The sequence below is a fragment of the Pradoshia sp. Z6_59 genome (assembly GCF_058267515.1).
Map to the genome: position 1 here is coordinate 120,260 of NZ_JBZCPP010000003.1, position 23,575 is coordinate 143,834.

Annotated in this window: 21 protein-coding genes, 2 riboswitches and 1 other annotated feature; of the genes, 19 read left to right on the forward strand and 2 right to left on the reverse strand. The window is 38.2% G+C overall.

Going from position 1 to position 23,575, the window contains the following annotated elements:
- Nucleotides 1–91 precede the first annotated feature (91 nt).
- The 4 genes from rodA (at nucleotide 92) to AC4D4B_RS04645 (ending at nucleotide 4,461) form a co-directional block, all read left to right on the forward strand.
- Complete coding sequence (gene rodA, locus AC4D4B_RS04630) at nucleotides 92–1,267, forward strand: rod shape-determining protein RodA (RefSeq protein WP_490999278.1); 1,176 nt, start codon at nucleotides 92–94, stop codon at nucleotides 1,265–1,267.
- 245 nt (nucleotides 1,268–1,512) lie between these two features.
- Nucleotides 1,513–2,640, forward strand: coding sequence for a GGDEF domain-containing protein (locus tag AC4D4B_RS04635; protein WP_490999279.1), 1,128 nt, complete (start codon nucleotides 1,513–1,515; stop codon nucleotides 2,638–2,640).
- 426 nt (nucleotides 2,641–3,066) lie between these two features.
- The gene (locus AC4D4B_RS04640; protein WP_490994813.1) at nucleotides 3,067–3,753 is read left to right on the forward strand and encodes a Crp/Fnr family transcriptional regulator; all 687 of its coding nucleotides are present in this window, start codon (nucleotides 3,067–3,069) and stop codon (nucleotides 3,751–3,753) included.
- A gap of 84 nt (nucleotides 3,754–3,837) precedes the next feature.
- Nucleotides 3,838–4,461, forward strand: coding sequence for a hypothetical protein (locus tag AC4D4B_RS04645; protein WP_490999280.1), 624 nt, complete (start codon nucleotides 3,838–3,840; stop codon nucleotides 4,459–4,461).
- 85 nt (nucleotides 4,462–4,546) lie between these two features.
- Here AC4D4B_RS04645 and argS read toward each other — a convergent pair whose 3' ends face one another.
- On the reverse strand, nucleotides 4,547–6,232 hold the full coding sequence (gene argS, locus AC4D4B_RS04650) for an arginine--tRNA ligase (RefSeq protein WP_490999281.1): 1,686 nt from the start codon (nucleotides 6,230–6,232) through the stop codon (nucleotides 4,547–4,549).
- A 52-nt stretch (nucleotides 6,233–6,284) separates the two neighbouring features.
- Nucleotides 6,285–6,495, reverse strand: a binding site (T-box leader).
- A 143-nt stretch (nucleotides 6,496–6,638) separates the two neighbouring features.
- Between argS and argR the strand changes: the two genes are divergently transcribed.
- The 5 genes from argR (at nucleotide 6,639) to arcC (ending at nucleotide 12,104) form a co-directional block, all read left to right on the forward strand.
- Complete coding sequence (argR, locus tag AC4D4B_RS04655) at nucleotides 6,639–7,094, forward strand: arginine repressor (RefSeq protein WP_490994810.1); 456 nt, start codon at nucleotides 6,639–6,641, stop codon at nucleotides 7,092–7,094.
- 230 nt (nucleotides 7,095–7,324) lie between these two features.
- Nucleotides 7,325–8,557, forward strand: coding sequence for an arginine deiminase (arcA, locus tag AC4D4B_RS04660; RefSeq protein WP_490994809.1), 1,233 nt, complete (start codon nucleotides 7,325–7,327; stop codon nucleotides 8,555–8,557).
- A 45-nt stretch (nucleotides 8,558–8,602) separates the two neighbouring features.
- The gene (gene argF / locus AC4D4B_RS04665) at nucleotides 8,603–9,613 is read left to right on the forward strand and encodes an ornithine carbamoyltransferase (protein WP_490999282.1); all 1,011 of its coding nucleotides are present in this window, start codon (nucleotides 8,603–8,605) and stop codon (nucleotides 9,611–9,613) included.
- A gap of 68 nt (nucleotides 9,614–9,681) precedes the next feature.
- Nucleotides 9,682–11,097 carry an arginine-ornithine antiporter gene (gene arcD, locus AC4D4B_RS04670; protein ID WP_490999283.1) on the forward strand — a complete coding sequence of 472 codons (1,416 nt, stop codon included), beginning with the start codon at nucleotides 9,682–9,684 and terminating at the stop codon, nucleotides 11,095–11,097.
- A 44-nt stretch (nucleotides 11,098–11,141) separates the two neighbouring features.
- Nucleotides 11,142–12,104: a carbamate kinase gene (gene arcC, locus AC4D4B_RS04675; RefSeq protein WP_490999284.1), complete on the forward strand. Its 963-nt coding sequence runs from the start codon at nucleotides 11,142–11,144 to the stop codon at nucleotides 12,102–12,104.
- A gap of 101 nt (nucleotides 12,105–12,205) precedes the next feature.
- On the opposite strand, the gene AC4D4B_RS04680 is transcribed toward arcC, so the two are convergent.
- Nucleotides 12,206–12,334 (reverse strand): YuzL family protein, encoded by a 129-nt coding sequence (locus AC4D4B_RS04680; RefSeq protein WP_490994806.1) that lies wholly within the window; start codon nucleotides 12,332–12,334, stop codon nucleotides 12,206–12,208.
- A gap of 179 nt (nucleotides 12,335–12,513) precedes the next feature.
- On the opposite strand from AC4D4B_RS04680, the gene AC4D4B_RS04685 reads away from it, so the two are divergent.
- The 10 genes from AC4D4B_RS04685 (at nucleotide 12,514) to AC4D4B_RS04730 (ending at nucleotide 23,564) form a co-directional block, all read left to right on the forward strand.
- Nucleotides 12,514–14,904, forward strand: coding sequence for a 3-hydroxyacyl-CoA dehydrogenase/enoyl-CoA hydratase family protein (locus AC4D4B_RS04685; RefSeq protein ID WP_490999285.1), 2,391 nt, complete (start codon nucleotides 12,514–12,516; stop codon nucleotides 14,902–14,904).
- 37 nt (nucleotides 14,905–14,941) lie between these two features.
- A complete protein-coding gene (locus tag AC4D4B_RS04690; RefSeq protein WP_490994804.1) occupies nucleotides 14,942–16,120 on the forward strand; it encodes an acetyl-CoA C-acetyltransferase in 1,179 nt (392 codons plus the stop codon).
- A 65-nt stretch (nucleotides 16,121–16,185) separates the two neighbouring features.
- Nucleotides 16,186–17,970, forward strand: coding sequence for an acyl-CoA dehydrogenase FadE (locus tag AC4D4B_RS04695; RefSeq protein ID WP_490999286.1), 1,785 nt, complete (start codon nucleotides 16,186–16,188; stop codon nucleotides 17,968–17,970).
- Between the two features lie 107 nt (nucleotides 17,971–18,077).
- Nucleotides 18,078–18,461, forward strand: a complete 384-nt coding sequence (locus AC4D4B_RS04700) for an arsenate reductase family protein (protein ID WP_490999287.1) — start codon at nucleotides 18,078–18,080, stop codon at nucleotides 18,459–18,461.
- Between the two features lie 72 nt (nucleotides 18,462–18,533).
- Entirely contained in the window at nucleotides 18,534–18,917 is a 384-nt protein-coding gene (gcvH, locus tag AC4D4B_RS04705) for a glycine cleavage system protein GcvH (protein ID WP_490994801.1), read from the forward strand.
- Nucleotides 18,918–19,091: 174 nt separating this feature from the next.
- A complete protein-coding gene (locus AC4D4B_RS04710; protein WP_490994800.1) occupies nucleotides 19,092–19,487 on the forward strand; it encodes a toprim domain-containing protein in 396 nt (131 codons plus the stop codon).
- Complete coding sequence (locus tag AC4D4B_RS04715; protein WP_490994799.1) at nucleotides 19,462–19,743, forward strand: thioredoxin family protein; 282 nt, start codon at nucleotides 19,462–19,464, stop codon at nucleotides 19,741–19,743. Before AC4D4B_RS04710 ends, AC4D4B_RS04715 begins: the two co-directional genes overlap by 26 nt.
- A 286-nt stretch (nucleotides 19,744–20,029) precedes the next feature.
- A riboswitch (SAM riboswitch) is annotated at nucleotides 20,030–20,138 on the forward strand.
- A gap of 88 nt (nucleotides 20,139–20,226) precedes the next feature.
- Nucleotides 20,227–21,546 (forward strand): O-acetylhomoserine aminocarboxypropyltransferase/cysteine synthase family protein, encoded by a 1,320-nt coding sequence (locus AC4D4B_RS04720; protein WP_490999288.1) that lies wholly within the window; start codon nucleotides 20,227–20,229, stop codon nucleotides 21,544–21,546.
- 95 nt (nucleotides 21,547–21,641) lie between these two features.
- Nucleotides 21,642–21,754: riboswitch (SAM riboswitch) on the forward strand.
- 113 nt (nucleotides 21,755–21,867) lie between these two features.
- Complete coding sequence (locus AC4D4B_RS04725) at nucleotides 21,868–22,899, forward strand: methionine ABC transporter ATP-binding protein (protein ID WP_066106481.1); 1,032 nt, start codon at nucleotides 21,868–21,870, stop codon at nucleotides 22,897–22,899.
- Nucleotides 22,896–23,564 carry a methionine ABC transporter permease gene (locus AC4D4B_RS04730; RefSeq protein WP_490994797.1) on the forward strand — a complete coding sequence of 223 codons (669 nt, stop codon included), beginning with the start codon at nucleotides 22,896–22,898 and terminating at the stop codon, nucleotides 23,562–23,564. Before AC4D4B_RS04725 ends, AC4D4B_RS04730 begins: the two co-directional genes overlap by 4 nt.
- Nucleotides 23,565–23,575: the final 11 nt, after the last annotated feature.

Sequence of the window (23,575 nt, forward strand, 5' to 3'; positions counted from 1 at the left end):
TTGATGCCGTGTCAGTTGTGATTTTATCTTGTTCAAGTATAATAAAGAAAATGGCTACTGGCCTAACTAGTAATGAATATGGTGGTTTATCATGTCTAACAATAAAAATTTCACGTCGAGAATAGATTATGGTCTTCTATTTATTGTATTTTTGCTTTTTATAACAAGCTGTATGGCTATATATAGTGCACAAACGACAGGTCAATATGCCTCCGAAAACTTTCTTGTAAAGCAAATTGTCTGGTATATCGTAGGAATCAGCCTTGCATTTGTGATCATGAGATTTGATGCTGACCAAATGAAAAAAATGAGCTGGTATTTATATTTCTTTGGCTTATTTCTATTGATGACCATTATAATTGCACCAACAAGTATCGCTCCAGTTGTCAATGGAGCAAAAAGCTGGTTTAGATTTCCTGGTATTGGTTCAATTCAGCCATCGGAATTTATGAAGGTATTTCTAATTTTGGCGTTGGCGGCTCTTATCCAAAATCATCATCTGAAGCATCGGATTAAAACACTTCAAACCGACTTTATCCTTTTATGTAAAATCGTAATTACTACAGCTATTCCGATTTTGCTTGTCATGAAACAGCCCGATTTGGGTACTTCTCTTGTCATGATTGCGATTATGGTTGGGATGATTTTTGTATCGGGTATCACTTGGAAATTACTTTTACCGATATTTGGCGGTGGTACACTGTTAGTTGGAGTTATTTTTTACCTCGTTGTATGGCATCCAAATATTATGGAGAAATATTTCCATGTTAAACAGTATCAATTTGGGCGTATCTATGCATGGCTTGATCCGTATAACTATACTTCTTCTGAAGGGTACCAGTTAATCAAATCGCTATTAGCAATTGGTTCCGGGACCACATCCGGTAAGGGATTTGCGAATAGGGAGGTTTACTTGCCAGAAGGTCACACAGATTTCATATTTGCTGTCATTGGAGAGGAATACGGATTTCTTGGTTCAAGCATTGTCATCAGCTTATTCTTCTTATTGATCTATAACATGACAAAAATTGGACTTGAAACTAAAAATGATTTTAATACCTATATTTGTGTTGGTGTAATCTGTATGCTGACTTTCCATGTGTTTGAAAATATTGGGATGACGATCGGCTTGCTGCCGATTACCGGTATTCCTTTACCATTTTTAAGCTATGGGGGAAGCTCATTGCTCGGCAATATGATGGCGCTCGGATTAATATTCAGCATAAGATACCATCATAAGAAATACATGTTTTCTACATCTTCATAAGGAAATTAACATTGAATACCTCTTGCTGAGTTTGAATCAGCAGGGGGTATTTTTTGTTTAATAACAACTAATTATGGCTCTCAAAATATATATTTTTAATGAATGATAAATTACTATTTTATATTTAGTTTAAGAATATGTTACATGGCAGTTATTGTTATTTTTTGTTTTATAATAAAGAGATAGTCATATAAAACTACATAAGTGCGAATTATATAAATAATATGTAAAGAAAAGGTGAATGAATGAGACAAAAGTTATATGGGAAATTGCCGGGTTTATTTATAGGATATTATCCGGTATTTCTCACTCTGTTTCTCTTGTTATTAGGCCTGAATTTTATAGTAATCCTATTTGATTATGAACATTTGGAATTTGGAACAATCCTTCTCTCTGGTATATTGATTTTTGTTATTAGTCTTCAATCCTATTACATATCCAGACAGCCAATAAACGTGGGTGATAAGGAGAGGGGACAATCTATTAATTCGATTTTATATGGAATCATTATCAGTGATTCCAAGGGGAAAATAATTGACATAAATCGAGTTGGAGGTGAGATCCTTGGAATAGCAACTGAAAGTGCTTCTTCTGTATCATTGATTGATGGTCTATGGGGACTCGTAGACAGACATGGAAATCTAATACATAAAAATGATATCCCAATATCGGTATCATTAAATACGTGTAAACCGGTTGAAAAAGAAGTTATCGGCATAAAAAATTTCAAATTTCAAAAGCCTATTTGGCTCGAAGTTAGTGCCAATCCTGTTTTAAATGCAGATAAACATATAGAAGCAGTTGTACTCGTATTCAATGAGATAACTGACCAATATAATTCAATAAAACTATTGAATGAAAAAAATGAACAATTACGGCAAATGTCATTCACGGATTATATTTTAAATATCCCAAATCGACGCTATTTTAATTCTTACTTAACTGAGGTTTGGCTTGAATCTAAAAAGTCTGGAACACCAGTTACATTATATTTAATCGAGATTGATTATATGAAGGAGTATAGGAGAGATCAGGAATTTTCCTATAGTGACCATGTATTAATGGAAGTATCTAAAAAATTATGCGAGGCAGTGGACGGAGAGGGAGTTGTAACTCATATAGAGGGCAGCCGATTTGCTGTCATCTTTTCAGGACTATTTGGTAAACAAATTAGAGAGAGGCAAGCTGAATTAAGAAATGGGCTTATTCAGCTGACAGTTGATAATAAATTAGCATCCAATATAAATGATTTTACTGTATTTATGGGAGTGTCTACACGGGTAGCGACAGACAATTTAGATCACTCTATTCTTATAGAAGAAGCAAATATTGAATTGAATCAGGAAAAAATAAGTAGTGTTGCGAGAGTGTAGATGAAGTTCCAATTAAATAAAAATGGATAGAGTGATAAAAGTATGAATTTTAATAATAAATTTATTAAAAATACATACTTTTTTGTTTTTTTATCTACTTTTAATTATTTTAATATAATTTTTTGATAAAATAAAAAAAGAGATATTTTGCTTTTGATATTAATAGAATAGTAACTGCATGCAAGTAAATGATCCGTCCGGTTACTCGGCCTTATACTATATTCCTGCAAGGATGAGGCCCAATCGATCAGCATCAGGTATGTTTGTAAAATAATCTAAATGTCAATGGAGTGAAATAAGGTTAAGTAGAATCTTGCCTTAAAGGGATTTTTAGATTGTTATCAGCTCAAAACATATCTTGTTTGCAAGCTGAATTTAATAGAAGAATTGATAGAAACTGAACAATACATATAAGTGGGTGTTCGAATGAAAGCAAAAGCAATTCAATTATTAAGACAAGTTGACCTATTTTCGTGCTTATCAGAAAAAGAGATAAAGGAACTGGAGCCTTTTATATATGAAAGAACATATAAGAAGGGTCAATATCTATTTTTTGAAGGAGATCCGAGACTCAGGATATATATATTAATTGATGGCTTTGTAATGCTTGAAAAATCGAATCAGCAGGGTAGCTTATTATATACAAGTTACGTTAAAAAGAATACAGTCTTTCCTTATATGGGCTTATTTAAAAATGAGGACTACAATCATAGTGCCGTCGCAGAAACTGATATTCGGGTTTTCTATATGGTGGCAGATGCATTCGAAAGTATTGTATCAAAAAACTCTACACTTCTTAAAAAAGTAATCCTGCAAGTCAATGAATTACTTGCGGTACAAGAAAATCGAGTTAAAAATGTTATGACCCCGAGTGCACATGTAAGAGTGTTGAATACCATTGATTATTTAATGAATGATTTGGGTGAAGAAGAATCGGGGGTCATTCGTATTAATTGCCCAATTACAACAACCAAAATTTCTGTTATGTCCGGAACCTCCAGAGAAACCGTAAGTATGGTCGTAAATAAATTAAAGAAGGACCAGATTTTGTCTATAAAGGATCGAATGCTCCATATTCATAAACCTGAATATTTTGAAGAAGAGGTTATATGAGGGAATTTATGAACTGATTAATTGAAAATCTCTCCATCTCCCTACTATAATAGGAATATTAAACTGAAGGGATGGAGGGGTAATGTGGTCAAAACTTCCTATCATACACTGGGAGCAGTTATATTTATTTGGGGGTTAGTATTACAACTGAAATGGCCCGGTCAGGATGAAACTATAGGCCATCAACTGTTTCAAGCGTACTCTATTCCTGTTACAGCCGAGATTGGAATCTCTTATGTTTGGATTGTATCCATTATCATTCAGGTCAGCGGAATCTTGTTATTTTTGAAATGGCTATCTATGGAGCATCCCCGGATTTTAAAGAAATATACGCAATTTGAACCGGTATTCTTGGTTGTCTTATTGTTTGCTATTCCTTTTGTAATTAATAGTCTATTAAGTACTTCTGCCAAAACGTATATTTATGCTGCTGAGAATGGAGCTAATGCTATAGAATATTTGGAAAGCGAATGTACAATGGAAGAGCAGGATGAAGGTAATCTGTATGAATGCAAAATTATACTGCAAAATTATGAGCATCAATCACAGCAGGTAACGTTGCATTTTCCTGTTTCCGATTCTGTAAAGAAAGAAAAACAGGTAACAGCTTATTTACAGGTTCATGAAAAAAAGGAGATTAGAGTCCAATTTACAGCCGACGAATTAGCCGTTTTCGAAGGGGTACCTGAATTTACAATACAATCATAATGGACTGAACAAAAATAAGGAAAATATATCGGAGAACTGTTTCTATGGTAAACGGTTCTCCGATTTGTTTTTAGGTTAGTTAAGATTACATTTCCTGCGGTGCTTCCATTCCTAATAAATGCATACCTTCTTCAAGAACAATGGTAATTGATTTTATTAAAGCCAAGCGATTTTGCAATTCACTGTCATTCTCCAATATGCGTATATGTCCATAATAGCGATTAAAGGATTGAGCCAAGTCAATCAAGTATTTAGCAATAACGGATGGCTCCATTTTTTCGAAAGCCCGCTCAATCACGGATGGAAAGGCCAGCAAATGCTTTACAATATCAAAGCTATATTCATCACTTAAGCCTGCTGAAGCACTCGTAGGAGTGGATGCCTTTCTAAGAATCGAATGGGCACGAGCATTTGTATATTGTAAATAGGGACCGGTTTCACCTTCGAACTTTAGGATGTCCTCGAGCGAGAATTCAATATTATTCATACGGTCATTTTTCAAATCATTGAATATAACTGCTCCTACACCGACTTGTCTTGCAACCTCATCTTTGTTATTTAAATCAGGATTTTTATTTTCAATATTTTTACGAGCAAGCTCGATTGATTCGGCCAGCACTTCCTCGAGGAGGACAACTCTTCCTTTACGGGTCGACATTTTTTTGCCGTCTTTCATAATCATTCCGAATGGTACATGTGAAATGTCGTCAGCCCAGTCAAATCCAAGTTTCTTTAAAACAGCTTTAAGCTGTTTAAAATGTAAGGATTGTTCATTTCCGACTACATATACAGCCTTGGCAAAATCGTAGGTACGATGACGGTATAAAGCAGCTGATAAATCTCGTGTTACATAAAGAGTCGCGCCATCGGATTTTTTGATTAAGCAAGGTGTTAATCCCTCTTTCTCTAATTTGACTACCAGGGCACCTTGATCTTCTACAAGCAGGCCACTATTCTCAATTATTTCTATAACCTCTGCCATCTTATCATTATAAAAAGCTTCCCCATTAAAAGAGTCGAATTGAATGCCCAGCAGATCATATATTATCTCGAATTCCTTCAGGGATTCATCTCTGAACCATTCCCATAATTTCGTGGCTTCTTCGTCCCCATCCTCCAGCTTTTTGAACCAGTCACGTCCCTGTTGCTCTAGCTCAGGTTCTATTTCAGCTTTTTCATGAAAAGTAATATATAACTTTAAAAGTTCGCTGATGGGACTCTTTTTAACTTTTTCTTCATTTCCCCATGCTTTATAGGCTACAATTAATTTTCCAAATTGAGTGCCCCAATCACCAATATGATTAATTTTAACGGGAGTATAACCGCATTTTTTAACAATATTGGCTATAGAGGCTCCGATTACTGTGGAGCGAAGGTGCCCCATCGAAAAGGGCTTGGCGATATTGGGTGAAGACATATCAATTGCGATATTTTCCCCATTTCCAAGAGACAGTGAGCCGTAATGGTGTTGATCAGCTAATATCGCATTCATTACTTTTTCACTGATGAATTTTTTATCGAGGAAAAAGTTAACATATGGTCCTATAGCTTTTACATCCTCATAACGTTCATCCTTTAGTTGGTCAGCTAATGTTACTGCAATTTTCTGTGGAGATTGCTTCCATAGTTTTGCGAGAGTAAAACAGGGAAATGCCAAATCTCCATGTTCTTTGTTCTTTGGGATTTCGACCAAAGACAAGCATGTTTCAAGATTTAAGTCACCGTTTAGTACTTCATTCATATGAGAAGCTACATCTAATTTTATATCCATATCCTCAGCCTCCAGTAAAATATAATAAAAAAAGCCCGTCTCTTAAAAATCTTTAAGAGACGGGCTGTAAACCCGCGGTACCACTCTGCTTGTTCTAATGAACCACTTTAACTTTATAACGGAAAAGTCCGGCCCAAACTACTAAAGATGTTCGCATGAGCATTTCAGAAGCGCGTTCCTTAAAACCAATAATACCAGGCTCTCACTATTCCCGGCTCGCTATAATTTGTATTTTAAGTACTATTCTTCATCATAAATATTATCTTTATTAATTTATATACAAATAGTATAGAAATTCCGAATAGAAAGTCAATACATATTATTCTTTTGCATGAATATATTGCTCATCTATACACAAATGAGTATAAAATAGAATTATAGATCTTAGTAAAAGGAGTATTTTGTTATGAATAAGGAAAAAAGACTCGCTATTATTAAGCAGGTAATTCAGAATAATGAAATCAAAACTCAGGAACAGCTGGTCGAAGAATTATCTAAGCAAGGGTTGCATATTACCCAAGCTACCATTTCAAGAGATATTCGGGAATTAAGCCTAGTAAAATATCCATCTAAGACCGGAGGGACGAAGTATGGATTTATCGGAGATCATAAGTACAATGACACAATGAAACTACGAAAAAAAATGCAAGACGCATTATTAAATATTGAAAGAATAGAATATTTTATTATCCTAAAAGCATTACCTGGTCATGCTCACTCATTTGGGGCAATTTTAGATGAACTTGAGTGGGAAGAGAAAGCGGCAACTATATGTGGGAATGATACCTGTATGATTATTTGCCGTACAATCCATCAAGCAGAGGCCCTGGAAGAAAGGTTAAGAACAATTGCAAATTTATAAGAAATATTTTTTATATTTCAAGTATCATATGCAAAAAAATATACATAGTTATGCGAAATAATAGGAAATTACAGATAATTAATTGAATATTCATACATAAACTTTTCTATTTAAAGAGATTTGTGTGAAGATTTACACATTTTTTGTGTGTAAAAAATCACAAATCTCTTTTTTTCGTTCCTTTACACTAAAAATGTAAGAAAAATAAGGTGTGCAGGAGGAAAGGCAATATGACAAATCCAATTCATGTTACTTCTGAAATCGGCACTTTAAAAACTGTAATGTTAAAGCGTCCCGGAAAAGAAGTAGAAAATCTTACTCCGGAATATCTGGAGAGACTATTGTTTGATGATATTCCTTATTTGCCGATTATTCAGGAAGAGCACGATTATTTTGCTAATACACTAAGAGATCAAGGAATAGAAGTTTTATACCTTGAGAAGCTTGCTGCAGAATCTCTTACAAATCCTGAAGTGAAAGAGGAATTTGTTAGCCGCATGCTTGAAGAAAGCAATGCAAAGGTACAGGGTACATTTGAAAATCTTAAAGAGTATTTATTATCATTTTCAAATGAGGACATGGTTGACAAAATTATGTCCGGTATCCGCAAAAATGAACTGGAGATCAGCAAAAAAACACATTTGTATGAATTGATGGAAGACCATTATCCATTCTATACAGATCCAATGCCAAACCTTTATTTTACTCGTGACCCGGCAGCCGCAATTGGAAATGGATTAACGATTAATAACATGCGCGAACCTGCAAGACGCAGAGAATCCATGTTTATGGAATATATTATCAAGCATCATCCACGTTTTGCTGGTAAAGATGTTCCTGTATGGCTTGATCGTACTTACCATAACCCAATTGAGGGTGGAGATGAGCTTGTATTAAGCCCAGAAGTAGTAGCAATCGGTGTTTCTGCTAGAACATCTGCTAAAGCAATCGAAAAATTCGCGCTTAGCATCTTGAATAAACAAGATAAAGTTAAGAAAGTAGTAGCTATTGAAATACCAAAAAGCCGCGCATTTATGCATCTGGATACAGTATTTACAATGGTAGATTACAACAAGTTTACAATGCATCCGATGATTCAGGGACCTGGCGGTAAAATGAATATTTACATCCTAGAAAAAGGCGCAGATGAATTTAGTGTAAATATCACACACCGTACTGACATTAAAGAGGCTTTAAAAGAAGTGCTTAACTTGCCTGAACTTGAAATCATCCTTTGCGGTGACGGAGATGAAATCGCAGCTCCACGTGAACAGTGGAATGATGGTTCCAATACATTGGCGATTGCACCTGGTGTAGTTGTTACATATGACCGTAACTATATCTCAAATGAGTGCTTACGCAAACATGGTGTAAAAGTAATTGAAATCAAAAGCTCAGAATTGTCTCGTGGCCGTGGGGGCCCACGCTGCATGAGCATGCCGCTTGTACGTGAAGATATTTAATCAACATAAATAAAGTAAGTTATCTTGTGGGAGGAGTAAGTAGTAATGATTAAAACAAGACCAGACCTTAAAGGAAGAAGCTTCTTAGCAGAAAGAGATTTCACTGAAGAAGAATTCTTACATATGATTGACTTTGCAGCTGAGTTGAAAGCAAAGAAAAAACAAGGTATTCCACACCGTTATATGGAAGGCAAAAATATTGCCCTATTATTTGAAAAACCATCCACTCGTACACGTTGTGCTTTTACGGTAGCTTGTACTGATTTAGGTGCTCATCCTGAATATCTTGGAAAAGACGACATCCAACTTGGAAAAAAAGAGTCCATTGAAGATACTGCAAAAGTTTTGGGCCGTATGTTTGATGGTATCGAATTCCGTGGCTTTGAACATGCAAAAGTGGAATCTTTGGCGGAGCACTCCGGAGTTCCTGTATGGAATGGTCTTACAGACTTATGGCATCCAACTCAAACGTTAGCGGACTTCTTAACAGTAAAAGAAAATATTGGTCACTTAAAAGGCGTTAAATTCGTATACGTTGGGGATGGCCGTAACAACGTGGCAAACAGCTTGCTTGTTGGCGGTGCGAAGGTTGGTATGGATGTACGTATCTGTTCACCGGAATCTTTATTCCCGGAAGCATCTATCGTAGAACTTGCTAAGGAATTGGCAAAAGAGTCCCAAGGCCGTGTAACAATCACTTCTAACGTTGAAGAGGCAGTATCCGGCGCTGATGTTATCTACACAGATGTTTGGGTATCCATGGGAGAAGAAGACAAGTTCGCAGAACGTATCGCTCTATTAGCTCCATATCAAGTAAATATGGATATGATCAAAATGACTGGAAATGACAATGTAATCTTCTTACACTGCTTACCGGCATTCCATGACTTAGAAACTTCTTATGGTCGTACGATTCATGAAGAGCACGGATTAGCTGAAATGGAAGTTACAGATGAAGTCTTCCGCAGTAAGCATTCCAAAGTATTTGATCAAGCAGAAAACAGAATGCATACGATTAAATCTGTAATGGCATTGACATTAGGAAATATTGAATAAGTAGATGAGCAGGGAATTGGTTCTACACAATTCCCTGCTACCATTATCAAATTAAGAGGTGAAGAAAAATGGCAGAAGATAAAAAGATTGGCTTGTTTGCCTTAATTGCCATTGTAGTAGGTTCCATGATTGGTGGAGGTGCATTTAACCTTGCTTCAGATATGGCGGGTGCAGCTTCTCCTGGTGCGATTATTATTGGTTGGACAATTACTGGAATAGGGATGGTTGCGTTAGCGTTATCTTTCCAAAACTTGAATGATAAAAGACCGGATCTTGATGGTGGGGTTTACAGCTATGCTTCAGCTGGATTCGGTAAATTTATGGGATTCAACAGTGCGTGGGGTTACTGGCTGTCAGCATGGTTAGGTAACGTAGCATACGCTACACTGCTGTTCTCTTCCATTGGTTACTTTATTCCGATGTTTGAAGGTGGACAAAACATAGCTGCAATCATTGGTGCCAGCGTATTGCTATGGGCTGTGCATGCTTTAGTTTTACGAGGAGTTCATTCAGCAACACTTGTAAATACGATAACAACAATTGCAAAACTAGTTCCTATTTTCCTATTTATCATTATTGGTATTTTTGCTTTTAATGCTGATATTTTCTTAGACGATTTCTGGGGAACTGGTACTGGCTTCAAATTTAGTGATGTTATGTCCCAAACAAAGAGCACTATGCTTGTAACACTTTGGGTGTTCATTGGGGTTGAAGGAGCGGTTGTTTTATCCAGCCGTGCGAAAGACAAAAAGGATGTTGGTAAAGCGACTGTCATTGGTTTGATTAGTACGTTAATCATTTACGTATTAATTAATATTATGTCTATCGGTGCAATGAATCGTGCAGAAGTAGCCGGTTTGGCTAATCCGTCTATGGCATATGTGTTTGAAGAAATGGTAGGTCCATGGGGAGCAACATTCATCAATCTTGGATTAATAGTCTCTGTCCTAGGTGCTTGGTTGGGCTGGACATTGCTGGCATCCGAGATTCCTTACTTAGCAGGTAAGGATAAATTATTCCCTAAATGGTTTGCAAAAGTTAATAAAAATGGGGCTCCGTCTAATTCTTTATGGATTACAAATGGTCTGATTCAAGTGTTCCTATTGACATTCCTTGTATCTGAGCAAGCTTATAACTTTGCATTTTCATTGGCATCTTCAGCTATTTTAATTCCGTATGCATTTACAGCATTCTATCAATTGAAATATTCCTTACAAGATACTGCCGCAGATCGCGTGAAAAACATTATTGTTGGTATTGTGGCAAGTGTATATGGTGTTTGGATGGTTTATGCAGCCGGTATTGGATACTTACTATTAACTATGCTTTTATATGCACCAGGTATCCTGATTTACAGAGCTGTACAGAAAGAAGCGAATATTAAACAAGTATTTACGAAAACAGAATTGGCTATTGCAGCAGCGTTTGTTGTATTTGCCGGTATGGCGATTGTTGGATTGATCAATGGAACTATTTCCATTTAATGAGTTCTAAATACAGACTGATTTTTGGAGGTATTGAATCAACTATGGAAAGAAAAAAAGTAGTGATAGCTTTAGGCGGTAATGCCATTCAATCCGGAGATGCCAGTGCAAAGGCTCAACAGCTGGCACTTGAAAAGACAGCAGAACAGCTTGCAACACTTGTTGAAAATGGAATGGATATCATCATTTCGCATGGTAATGGTCCACAGGTAGGAAATATCCTTCTTCAGCAAAAAGCGGCTGATTCAGAGAAAAATCCAGCAATGCCACTTGATACTTGCGGTGCAATGTCACAAGGTATGATTGGATACTGGTTGGAAAATGCCATGGACAAAGCCCTAAGCAAAAGAGGAATTCATAAAGATGTAGTGGGCATTGTAACAAGGGTCGTAGTTGATGAAAACGATGGCGCCTTCAAGAATCCTACAAAACCGATTGGTCCTTTTTATACAGAAGAGGAAGCGATGAAATTGATCCAGGAGACTGGTGCTTCCTTTAAGGAAGATGCAGGCAGAGGTTGGAGAAGAGTCGTTCCTTCACCAAAACCGGTCAGCATCCTTGAGCACAAGAGCATTAATAGTCTTGTGGAAAGCGGGAAGATTGTTATTTCTACAGGCGGAGGCGGTATCCCAGTTATGCAATCTGACGACGAGTTGATTGGTGTTGAGGCAGTAATCGATAAGGATTTTGCTTCTGAGAAGCTAGCAGAATTAGTGGATGCGGACTCATTAATTATTTTGACTGCTGTAGACAATATCTACATTAACTACAATCAGCCTAATCAGCAAAAGCTGGAATCTATTTCAACCAATGAAATTAAGGCATTGGCTGAAGACGGTCATTTTGCACCGGGCAGTATGCTTCCTAAAGTAGAAGCTGCTATTCAATTTGCAGAATCAAGACCTGGCCGTACTACTATTATTACATCTCTCGAAAAAGCATTAGATGCATTGAAGGGAAATGCGGGAACGATTATATCTATGCAGGAAGAGACAGTAATGGCATAATGATGAAACGCATACCCCAAATCATTGATTTGGGGTATTTTATGTGCGTTTAATGGAAGCGCAAAGGTACGCCTTGAACATACTATAAAACAGGGAGCAGACTATTTTTTAAACTGATTATTTTGGCTGTTTACTTTATTAAAATGTTTTTCATGGTGCGGACCAGCATTGCCCTTTACGCTTGCCGCGCTGACTCCCTCTTTGCTTGGATTCTTTTTAAGCTTTGCCATTAAATTCACCTCCAGTAATAGTTTGACCAAATAAAAACTTTCTAACAAATTACCATTTTTTTGGCTTTTTAATTGCGGAATTTTCGCAAATCTTTTATAGTTATAGATGTAGGATTTTTATTCCATATTTTTTTGTCATAAAAATGAATGAGTATTCATTCAAATTAAAGGGGGATTTAATGTTGAACCTTCAAATTAAAAAAGTAGCTGTACTTGGATCAGGGGTCATGGGTTCAGGGATTGCAGCACATTTAGCCAACATTGGAATTCCGGTTAAGCTATTGGATATTGTTCCAAGAGAACTTACCGCGGATGAGGAAAAAAAGGGGCTAACTCTTGAAGACAAGCAAGTCCGTAATCGATTGGCGCAAATGTCCATTCAAAAACTACTTAAACAAAAACCTGCACCGTTAACCTCCAAGAAAAATTTATCTTTAATTGAGCCGGGAAACTTTGAAGACGATTTGTCGAAAATAAATGATTGCGACTGGATTATTGAGGTCGTTGTTGAAAGACTTGATATTAAGCAAAGTGTGTTTTCACAAATTGACGAATATAGAAAGCCGGGCAGTATTATCAGTTCAAATACATCCGGAATATCCATTGAGGCAATGGCGGAAGGACGTTCAGAGGATTTCCGCAAACATTTCCTTGGCACTCATTTCTTTAATCCACCTAGATATTTAAAACTATTGGAAATCATCCCGACAGAAGCAACATCGCCTGAAGTTGTTAAAGCGATGAAACAATTTGGAGAAGATGTTTTAGGAAAAGGGGTTGTAATCGCTAAAGATACCCCGAATTTTATCGGCAATCGAATTGGAACTTACGGTTTATTGGTAACTGTTCGTGAAATGATGGAGCGAGGCTACAGTGTTGGTGAAGTGGATTCTGTAACTGGTCCTTTAATTGGCCGTCCAAAGAGCGCAACGTTCCGTACGCTGGATGTAGTGGGACTGGATACATTCGCACATGTAGCTAAAAATGTTTATGACAATGTAGATAATGAGGAAGAAAAATCTGTATTTGAAGTACCTGAATTTATGAAAAAGATGCTTGATAACGGCTGGTTGGGAAGTAAGTCAGGGCAGGGATTCTTCCTGAAAAAAGGGAAAGAAATACTGGAGCTTGACCCATCCACTTTGGAATATGTAGAGCGTAAAAAGCTAAAAGCACCTTCGCTTGATATGGTAAAGCAGGAGAAAGGCGCCGCGAGAAAATTGAAAGCGCTTATTTATGCGAAAGATCGTGTCGGTGAATTGCTATGGAATGTAATCAGCCCTACTTTACTCTATTCAGCAGAACTACTTGGCGACATTGCCGATGATATTGTAGCAATCGATCAGGCCATGAAATGGGGATTCGGTTGGCAGCTTGGACCATTTGAAACCTGGGATGCAATTGGCCTAGAGAAATCCGTTGCCAGGATGCAGGAGGAAGGACGCAATATTCCTGAATGGATCACACAAATGATTAAAAACGGTAACACAACCTTCTATAAAGAAGGTGATAATGGAACCCTATATTATGCAAATGGGGAATATCACGAGGTTGAAGTAAACGAAAAAATCATAGATCTGAAGTTGATTAAGAAGCAAAAAGGGGTCATTAGGAAAAATAGCGGTGCGAGCTTGATTGATATTGGTGATGGTGTGGCTTTGCTTGAATTCCATTCTCCTAATAATGCGATTGGCTTTGATATTATTCAAATGATCAATTATGCAATTGAAGAAGTAGATAAAAACTACAAAGGATTAGTGATTGGAAACCAGGGCAAAAACTTCTGCGTTGGTGCTAACCTGGCCATGATTTTAATGGAAGTACAGGACGACAATATATTTGATGTAGAAATGATTACACGTCAATTCCAGCAAGCGATGATGAATATCAAATACAGCAGTAAACCGGTTGTTGCCGCGCCGTTTAATATGACGCTTGGCGGAGGAGCTGAAATTTGCCTGCCAGCCGCGAAAATTCAGGCATCATCTGAGTCATATATAGGATTGGTTGAGACGGGTGTCGGCTTGTTGCCTGGCGGAGGCGGAAATAAAGAGCTGTATATTAAACATCTGGATAGCTTACCGAATGGTATTGATTTTGATATTACTAAAGTGGCTATTAAAGTGTTTGAAACGATCGCTACTGCCCAAGTATCTACTTCCGCTGATGAAGCAAGAGAGAATAACTTCCTCAATAGTAACGATGGAATCAGCTTTAATCCAGATCATCAGTTATATGATGCGAAACAAGCTGTTATTGCTTTACATGATACTGGCTATAAGCCACCGGTGCGCAAAAAAATTCCGGTATCAGGAGAACCGGGTTATGCGGCGCTGTTACTGGGAGCGCAATCCATGCTGTATTCAGGCTATATTTCAGAGCACGATTTGAAGATTGCCCAAAAAATTGCCTATGTTTTAGCCGGCGGTAAAGTGCCTTATGGAACAGAAGTGGATGAACAGTATTTGCTTGATTTAGAAAGAGAAGCATTCATCAGCCTTGTCCAGGAAGGAAAAACACAGCAGCGCATGCAGCATATGCTTGTTAAAGGAAAACCATTACGCAATTAATAGATCCGTATTTTGATTGATTAAGAGGAGGATGGGCATGAGAGAAGCAGTGATTGTAGCCGGAGCTAGAACCCCGGTTGGCAGAGCCAAAAAAGGAACTCTAGCAAATGTTCGACCAGATGATTTAGGTGCATTAGTAGTAAAGGAAACGCTAAAACGAGCAGAAAATTACGATGGCCCAATTGATGATATGATCTTTGGATGCGCAATGCCTGAAGCAGAGCAAGGGCTCAATGTGACTCGTAATATCGGTGCCTTGGCAGGTTTGCCATACAATGTACCGGCTATTACGATCAACCGTTACTGTTCATCAGGCCTGCAATCCATTGCTTATGGAGCAGAGCGAATTATGCTCGGACATTCTGAAACGGTCATTTCCGGTGGGGTTGAATCGATGAGTATGGTTCCGATGATGGGACATGTAGTCCGTCCTAATTCCAAACTGGCAGAAGCAGCTCCTGAATACTATATGGGTATGGGCCATACGGCTGAAGAAGTTGCTAAGAAATTTGGGATTACCCGCGCGGAACAGGATGCCTTTGCGGTACGCAGTCACCAAAAAGCTGCGCAGGCCATTCGAGATGGGAAATTTGAAGATGAAATCGTTCCTGTTGATGTCACTTTTCGTCAAGTAGGATCAGACAATAAATTAAAAGAGCGATCCGTACAATTCACAACAGATGAAGGAGTTCGAGAAGGGACAACAACGGAAGTGCTTGCTAAACTGAGGCCTGCATTTTCACTCACGGGAACAGTTACAGCCGGCAATGCTTCACAAACCAGTGATGGAGCGGCGGCGGTATTACTGATGGACCGGGAAAAAGCCGAGGCAGATGGTTTCAAGCCACTTTTAAAATTCCGTTCTTTTGCAGTCGCAGGAGTGCCGCCGGAACTTATGGGAATCGGACCAGTAGAAGCAATTCCTAAAGCTCTTAAGCTGGCAGGCTTAAGTTTATCCGATATTGGATTATTCGAATTGAATGAAGCGTTTGCTTCTCAATCCATTCAGGTAATTCGTCAGCTTGGATTGGATGAGGAGAGGGTGAATGTAAATGGCGGTGCCATTGCATTAGGACATCCGCTTGGGTGTACTGGAGCTAAATTAACATTGAGCCTCCTTCACGAGATGAAACGCCGAAATGAGCAGTTTGGAATCGTAACGATGTGTATTGGCGGAGGAATGGGCGCGGCTGGAGTATTTGAATTATTAGCATAAAATTTATGAGCGGTGAGATGATTGGCGACAATAGCCCAGTCATCTCTAAATAAGGAGGAAGAAAAGTGGCTAATCAAACAGAAGAAGTGTTAAAAGGCGGAGCGTTTTTAATTGAAGATATTGAAGCAGAAAACATGTTTACACCTGAGGATTATACAGATGAGCATAAAATGATTGCGAAGACGACTGAGGATTATTTAGTAAATGAAGTATTGCCTCAGGTGGAATATTTAGAGAATCATGAGTTTGACCGTTCTGTAAAACTATTGAAACAAGCTGGAGAACTAGGTCTATTGGGCGCTGATGTACCGGAGGAATACGGTGGATTAGGCTTGGATAAGGTCAGTTCCGCTCTTATTTCAGAAAGATTATCCCGTGCAGGCGGCTTCTCAATTTCTCATGGTGCACATGTTGGAATCGGTTCCTTGCCAATCGTTTTATTTGGTAACGAAGAACAAAAACAAAAGTACCTGCCATTATTGGCTACAGGTGAAAAGCTGGCAGCCTATGCTTTAACAGAACCAAGCTCAGGCTCTGATGCACTTGGTGCAAAGACAACAGCAAAATTGAATGAAGCAGGAACTCACTATGTCTTAAATGGTGAGAAACAATGGATTACAAATGCAGGATTTGCGGATGTGTTTGTCGTATATGCAAAAATCGACGGCGACAAATTCTCTGCATTTATCGTAGAAAGAGAATATCCTGGTGTTTCTACTGGACCGGAAGAAAAGAAAATGGGAATTAAGAGTTCCTCAACCAGAACATTAATTCTTGAGGATGCAGAAGTACCTGTTGAGAACCTATTGGGAGAAGCGGGAAGAGGCCATGTGATTGCCTTTAATATCTTGAATATCGGCCGTTATAAATTGGGAGTGGGAGCTGTCGGTGCTTCCAAACGAGGATTTGAATTAGCTGCTACGTATGCTAATCAACGTCAACAGTTTAAAACACCAATCTCTTCTTTTAATTTAACAAAAGAAAAGCTCGCTACAATGGCTTCCAAAATATACGCAGCTGAAAGCTCTGTATATAGGACAGTTGGTTTATTCGAAGAAAGAATGAGCCGCCTAAGTGATGAAGAAGTCAAAGATGGGAAAGAAGTAGCAAAATCAATTGCTGAATATGCAATCGAATGCTCCTTAAATAAGTTCTTTGCTTCCGAGGTTTTGGATTATGTTGTGGATGAAGCAGTTCAACTTCATGGAGGCTATGGATTTATGGCTGAGTATGAAATTGAAAGAATGTACCGTGATTCCCGTATTAACCGTATATTTGAAGGGACAAACGAAATTAATCGTCTGCTCGTACCAGGTACATTCCTGAAAAAAGCTTTAAAAGGTGAATTGCCGTTATTACAAAAAGCACAGGAACTTTCTGAAGGGCTCATGATGCTAATGCCTGAAGAGCCAGGTACAGAGCCACTTGATCAAGAAAAACATCTTGTGAAAAATGCTAAGAAGATTGGTATTATGATAGCAGGATTGGCTGCGCAAAAATATGGTGCTGAGCTGGAAAAAGAGCAAGAAATTCTTGTTAATATTGCGGATATTGCTTCTTTCGTCTATGCGATGGAATCAGTTGTTCTTCGTACAGAAAAAGCAATCAAAAAAGATGGCTTAGAAAAGAACAAACAAAAACTGCTTTATACTCAAATCTTCTGCCAGGAAGCATTTGGAGAAATCGAAAAGCATGCTAAAGAAACATTAGTGGCAACAGAAACTGGTGATACATTACGTATGATGACATCAGCTTTACGTAAATTCACACGTTTCACACCAATCAATGTAATCGCAGTTAAACGTGAAGCTGCAGAAAAATTAGTTGATGCTGAGCGTTACACTGTTTAATCCTTTGTGCGATGGAGGCCTGGTGAAAACCAGGCTTTTTCTTTTCCTATGCTAGACTGACTACCTTCTCTAGAGCAGAAGTATAACCATTTAAGATAGATGAAAAAATGTGGTATGCTTCAATTGAGGTGATAAACATGATTACATTTTACTGGTATCCTAAATGTGGGACATGCAGAAAGGCAAAGAAATGGTTTGATGAGAAGGGAATATCCTATCAAGAAGTTGATATAGCACAAAATCCCCCTTCGAAAGAAGAGCTAGAAACAATTTGTCAGAAAAGTGAACTGCCTCTTCAGAAGTTTTTTAACACAAGTGGGATGAAATACAGAGAACTTGGGTTGAAAGATAAAGTTAAGGAAATGTCTGAAGATGAGAGCCTAGCCCTGCTTGCATCAGATGGGATGCTGATCAAACGTCCAATTGCATTTGATGGAGAAAAAGTTACAGTAGGATTCAAAGAGGAAAATTATCAGAAAATATGGGCATGAAACAATTGTCAAATAACCAGTTTGATGTCATGATAAATAGGAACCATACATACATTTTGGGGGGATTAAATCATGAGCATTCCAGCGGGATTACGTTATACAGCTGAGCATGAATGGGTTAAACAAGAGGATGGTAAGATTCGAATTGGAATAACTGATTTTGCTCAAAAAGAACTGGGAGACATCGTATTTGTGGAGCTACCGGAAATAGGTGATCAATTGACCCGTAATGAACCGTTTGGCAGTGTAGAGTCAGTAAAGACAGTATCTGAATTATATGCGCCAATCAGTGGGACAGTTGTTGAAGTAAATGAAGAATTAGCGGATAGTCCAGAATACGTTAATGAATCTCCATATGAAAAAGCATGGATGGTAGTAGTTGAACCATCCGAAATCAGCGAATATGATGAATTAATGGATGCTGACCAATACGAAACAGCGACTAAAGAAGAGTAGTCAATAAAGGGAAGAAGTTTTGGGTCATTCGTAAGCTTCTTTCCTTTTTATATGCTTTAAATCAATTGTTACTTTCCATTATGTTAGGGTAAGATACATATAATGAAAAAGACGAAGGCGAAGGCATTTGTCCAATCACATAGAACGTACTCTCCTAATAAAAGGTGATCAATCATGCGGGATGCTCAAAGTGAGAAAGTGATAATTGTGGAAGGTTCTACCGACCGCCAAAAAATACAATCTGTACTTAATGAACCTGTCGATATAAGATGTACAAATGGAACCATCAGTTTATCGAAACTGGATGAATTAGTCGACGAACTTGAACAGAGAGATGTGTATATTTTGGCTGATGCCGATGAATCTGGAGAAAAGCTGAGAAAACAGTTAAGACGAGAGATGCCAAATGCATCTCACATATATATTGATCGTACATACCGTGAAGTAGCAAACGCGCCAAGATACCATCTAGCAATGGTTCTTTTGGCAGCCAATATAGATGTGAAAGCCGAATTTTTAAAACAAATGAAGGATGTAATAAAAAATGAACAATCAAACCACGATAAATAAAGCAATCTACACATTTACCCCTCTTTGCGGAACGTGTCAATTAGCAGGCAAGATGCTTGATATTGCAAAGGAAGTCCTCCCCAATGCCTCTTTGGAAAAAGTCAATCTTAACTATGCTAAGGAACTTGCAGAAGAATATCAAATTCAAAGTGTACCATGCCTCATTTTAATCAAGGATAACCAGCCAATCGATAAAATCTATGCCTTCCACTCAGTTCCCTATCTTGTAGATCAATTAAAGAGAATTACAGAATAAGAGCAGTTTATTTCTCAGGAAATATGTCGATACAATATTTAACTAGAATCTCTTAAAGGTGCTGTTTTTATCTTACGCTGTCTATGACAGAAGTTTTAATAGATTGTAGAATTCTCCCCAATAGCCTGTAATATAACTAATCAGACGTTTACTGAGTGGCTAACTGCAGGCGGATTTTTATAAAATATAGCAAAGGTAAGCCTCTTGATATATAATTTAAAAATTCAGAATAATCAGTTGACTCAAATTTCCCCATATGCTATAGTTTTAACAACTTAATACTTGGTTCTTATCAAGAGAGGTGGAGGGACTGGCCCGTTGAAGCCCGGCAACCGGTATTTTTATAATACACGGTGCCAATTCCTGCGGATACAAATAAATCCGGGAGATAAGGAGAGATGGAAAATGCCTGCCTCTTCTTATATGAAGAGGTTTTTTTCATTTACTCACTTCTCTACTTAAAATGAAATGGAGAGATGTAGAATGGCAAATGAAGAAAAGAAGTATCGGTTTGAAACAGTAGGTATACACGGAGGATTGCAGCAGGATTCGGTAACTGGAGCGAGAAGCGTGCCGATTTACCAGACGAATGCTTATTTATTTAAAGACACAGATCATGCTGCGGATTTATTTGGATTAGCTGAATCTGGCTATATTTATACTAGAATTCATAATCCCACTTCAAGTGTATTCGAAGAACGCATAGCCGAATTAGAAGGTGGTATTGGAGCTTTAGCTGTTTCAAGTGGTGCTGCAGCTATAACACTCTCCATTCTAAATATTGCTGGAGCAGGTGATGAAATTATCTCTGCATCCACTCTATATGGCGGAACCTACAATTTATTTGCCAATACTCTTCCTAAGTATGGTATTAACGTAAGGTTCGTGGATCCAAGTGATCCGGAAAATTTTAGAGAAGCGATTACTTCAAAGACCAAAGCTATTTTTGGAGAAACGATTGGAAATCCAAGCCTGCAGGTTCTTGATATTGAACGGGTGGCGGAAATTGCTCATGAAGCTGGAATTCCATTAATCATTGATAATACATTTGCTACTCCTTATTTATCACGTCCGATTGAGTTTGGAGCGGATATCGTCGTACACTCAGCTACGAAATGGCTGCTTGGAAATGGAACCACATTAGGTGGGGTCATAGTCGATGGAGGGAAGTTTGACTGGAATTCATCTAAATTTCCGGGCTTTACAGAACCGGATCCAAGTTATCATGATCTGATTTACAGTGAAGCAATTGGTGCAGCAGCATTTATTGTGAAGGCTAGAGTTCAGCTGTTGAGAGATTTAGGTCCTTCCTTAAGCCCGTACAATGCCTTTCAATTTATTCTCGGATTGGAAACTCTGCATGTGAGAATGAAGGAGCATATAGCCAATACGAGATTAATAGTTGATTATTTAAAACAGCATCCGGCTGTATCATGGGTCTTGTATCCAGGAGATTCAGATCACCCTGATTACGAAAAAACGAAGAAATATTTACCCAAAGGTGCTGGAGCAGTCGTTGTTTTTGGAATAAAGGGTGGACGCGAGGCAGGTAAAAAACTGATTGATTCCGTTGAACTGTGGTCCCATGTGGCCAATGTGGGAGATGCAAAGAGCCTAATTATCCATCCGGCAAGCACGACTCATCAGCAACTAAGTGAAGAGGGATTAAAAGCATCAGGTGTGCAGGAGGATTTAATCAGACTGTCTGTTGGAATTGAACATGCAGAAGATCTAATTGAAGAATTGGAGCTTGCGATTGAAAAAGCAACAGGTATAGCTTCCACTGAGGCGGCTGTGAAATAACATATTGAACATGCTATGCAGACTTTGGTGTTGACAGTTCTTTCTTTAACATGATAGGATAGCAGACAGTTAGAATTAATTGAATAGTTTATGTACTCTTATCAAGAGAGGTGGAGGGATTGTGCCCTTTGAAGCCCGGCAACCGGCAATCATTTATGATTGAAAAGGTGCCAATTCACACAGGATAATAGATCCTGGGAGATGAGAGAAAGGAACATGTTATAAATTAATCATGCCTTTCTGCCTCCGCAGAAAGGCATTTTTGTTTAACTGAAGTTATTCTTTAATTATAGGTTGATAGAAAGAGCAGGTGAACATTTTATGATTACATTACGTGATGTATCGAAGACCTTCTCAGGAACATTTAAACGTTCATCAGCTGTCAAAGCAGTGGATCAAGTCTCATTGTCTATTGAAAAGGGCGAGATCTTTGGAATTATCGGGTACAGCGGTGCGGGAAAAAGTACTCTCATTAGAATGCTGAACGGTTTAGAGAAGCCAACAGAAGGAAGTGTCTTGGTGGCAGGCAAAGATATGGCTGCTATAAAAGGTGCTGAATTAAGAAAAGCCAGAATGGAAATAAGTATGATTTTTCAACACTTTAATCTCCTCTGGTCAAGGACAGTCAGTGAAAATATAGAGTTTCCTTTAGAAATTGCAGGGGTACCAAGCAAGGTACGTAAAGAAAGAGTGAAGGAGCTTGTAAGTCTGGTAGGATTGGATGGCCGTGAAAATGCTTATCCGTCTCAGTTAAGCGGCGGTCAAAAACAGCGAGTCGGTATAGCGCGTGCATTAGCGAACAATCCGCAGGTTCTTCTCTGTGACGAGGCGACATCAGCACTTGATCCTCAGACTACAGACGATATTTTGGATTTACTCGTTGATATAAATAAAAGGCTTGGCTTGACAATCGTATTAATTACTCATGAAATGCATGTTATTCGTAAGATCTGTCACCGCGTTGCTGTGATGGAGATGGGGAAAGTAGTCGAGAGCGGAAAAGTACTTGATGTATTTAAAAAACCGAATGCTCCGATTACTAAACGATTTGTCCAGCAAGTGACTGAGCCGGAAGAAACGAAAGAGACGATTGAGCATTTGCTTGCTGAATATCCGACGGGTAAAGTTGTGCAATTATCCTTTATTGGTGAATCAGCTGAAACCCCTGTTTTATCAGAGGTTATCCGCTCTTACAAAATCAATGTAAACATATTGCAGGGTAAAATATCGCAGACTCAGCACGGGTCCTATGGAACATTATTTATTCATGTAGACGGTGATGCTGCTGAAGTGGCAAAAGCAATTGACTATCTCCACAATCAGGAAATTGGTGTGGAGGTGATTTCAGAATGATGGAAACATTATTACCAAATGTAGTTTGGGAACGAATTTATGAAAAGACATGGGAAACCTTGTATATGACAGGTGTCTCATTAATCGCAACTTTTTTCCTTGGAATTATATTGGGTCTACTATTATTCTTGACCTCAAAGGGGAATATGTGGGAAAACAAAGTGATTTACGGAATCGTAGGTGCTTTCGTTAACATATTCCGTTCCATTCCATTTATTATTTTAATCGTCTTGTTAATTCCTTTCACAAAGGCTTTAGTAGGAAGTATTATCGGTGTTAATGCAGCTTTGCCAGCATTAATTATCGGTGCTGCTCCATTCTATGCGCGAATGGTTGAGATTGGATTGCGTGAAATTGATAAAGGTGTAATCGAAGCAGCAAGATCGATGGGGGCTACATCCTTTACAATCATATGGAAGGTGCTAATACCAGAATCTCTGCCTGCGCTTGTTTCTGGTATCACAGTTACGGCTATTGCGCTCGTAGGTTATACAGCGATGGCCGGTATGATTGGTGCGGGTGGACTTGGAAACCTTGCCTATTTGGAAGGGTTTAGCCGAGGACAGACAGATGTCACGATTGTTGCTACTATTTTAGTATTGATTATTGTGTTTATTCTCCAATTTATTGGAGATTTTATAACAAGAAAAATAGATAAGCGCTAGGGAGGAACCAA

Coding starts and splice junctions, on each gene's coding strand:
- rodA (WP_490999278.1), top strand. CDS start 92: ATGTCTAACAATAAAAATTTCACGTCGAGAATAGATTATGGTCTTCTA.
- AC4D4B_RS04635 (WP_490999279.1), top strand. CDS start 1,513: ATGAGACAAAAGTTATATGGGAAATTGCCGGGTTTATTTATAGGATAT.
- AC4D4B_RS04640 (WP_490994813.1), top strand. CDS start 3,067: ATGAAAGCAAAAGCAATTCAATTATTAAGACAAGTTGACCTATTTTCG.
- argS (WP_490999281.1), bottom strand. CDS start 6,232: ATGGATATAAAATTAGATGTAGCTTCTCATATGAATGAAGTACTAAAC.
- argR (WP_490994810.1), top strand. CDS start 6,639: ATGAATAAGGAAAAAAGACTCGCTATTATTAAGCAGGTAATTCAGAAT.
- arcA (WP_490994809.1), top strand. CDS start 7,325: ATGACAAATCCAATTCATGTTACTTCTGAAATCGGCACTTTAAAAACT.
- argF (WP_490999282.1), top strand. CDS start 8,603: ATGATTAAAACAAGACCAGACCTTAAAGGAAGAAGCTTCTTAGCAGAA.
- arcD (WP_490999283.1), top strand. CDS start 9,682: ATGGCAGAAGATAAAAAGATTGGCTTGTTTGCCTTAATTGCCATTGTA.
- arcC (WP_490999284.1), top strand. CDS start 11,142: ATGGAAAGAAAAAAAGTAGTGATAGCTTTAGGCGGTAATGCCATTCAA.
- AC4D4B_RS04680 (WP_490994806.1), bottom strand. CDS start 12,334: ATGGCAAAGCTTAAAAAGAATCCAAGCAAAGAGGGAGTCAGCGCGGCA.
- AC4D4B_RS04685 (WP_490999285.1), top strand. CDS start 12,514: ATGTTGAACCTTCAAATTAAAAAAGTAGCTGTACTTGGATCAGGGGTC.
- AC4D4B_RS04690 (WP_490994804.1), top strand. CDS start 14,942: ATGAGAGAAGCAGTGATTGTAGCCGGAGCTAGAACCCCGGTTGGCAGA.
- AC4D4B_RS04700 (WP_490999287.1), top strand. CDS start 18,078: ATGTGGTATGCTTCAATTGAGGTGATAAACATGATTACATTTTACTGG.
- gcvH (WP_490994801.1), top strand. CDS start 18,534: ATGAGCATTCCAGCGGGATTACGTTATACAGCTGAGCATGAATGGGTT.
- AC4D4B_RS04710 (WP_490994800.1), top strand. CDS start 19,092: ATGCGGGATGCTCAAAGTGAGAAAGTGATAATTGTGGAAGGTTCTACC.
- AC4D4B_RS04715 (WP_490994799.1), top strand. CDS start 19,462: ATGAACAATCAAACCACGATAAATAAAGCAATCTACACATTTACCCCT.
- AC4D4B_RS04720 (WP_490999288.1), top strand. CDS start 20,227: ATGGCAAATGAAGAAAAGAAGTATCGGTTTGAAACAGTAGGTATACAC.
- AC4D4B_RS04725 (WP_066106481.1), top strand. CDS start 21,868: ATGATTACATTACGTGATGTATCGAAGACCTTCTCAGGAACATTTAAA.
- AC4D4B_RS04730 (WP_490994797.1), top strand. CDS start 22,896: ATGATGGAAACATTATTACCAAATGTAGTTTGGGAACGAATTTATGAA.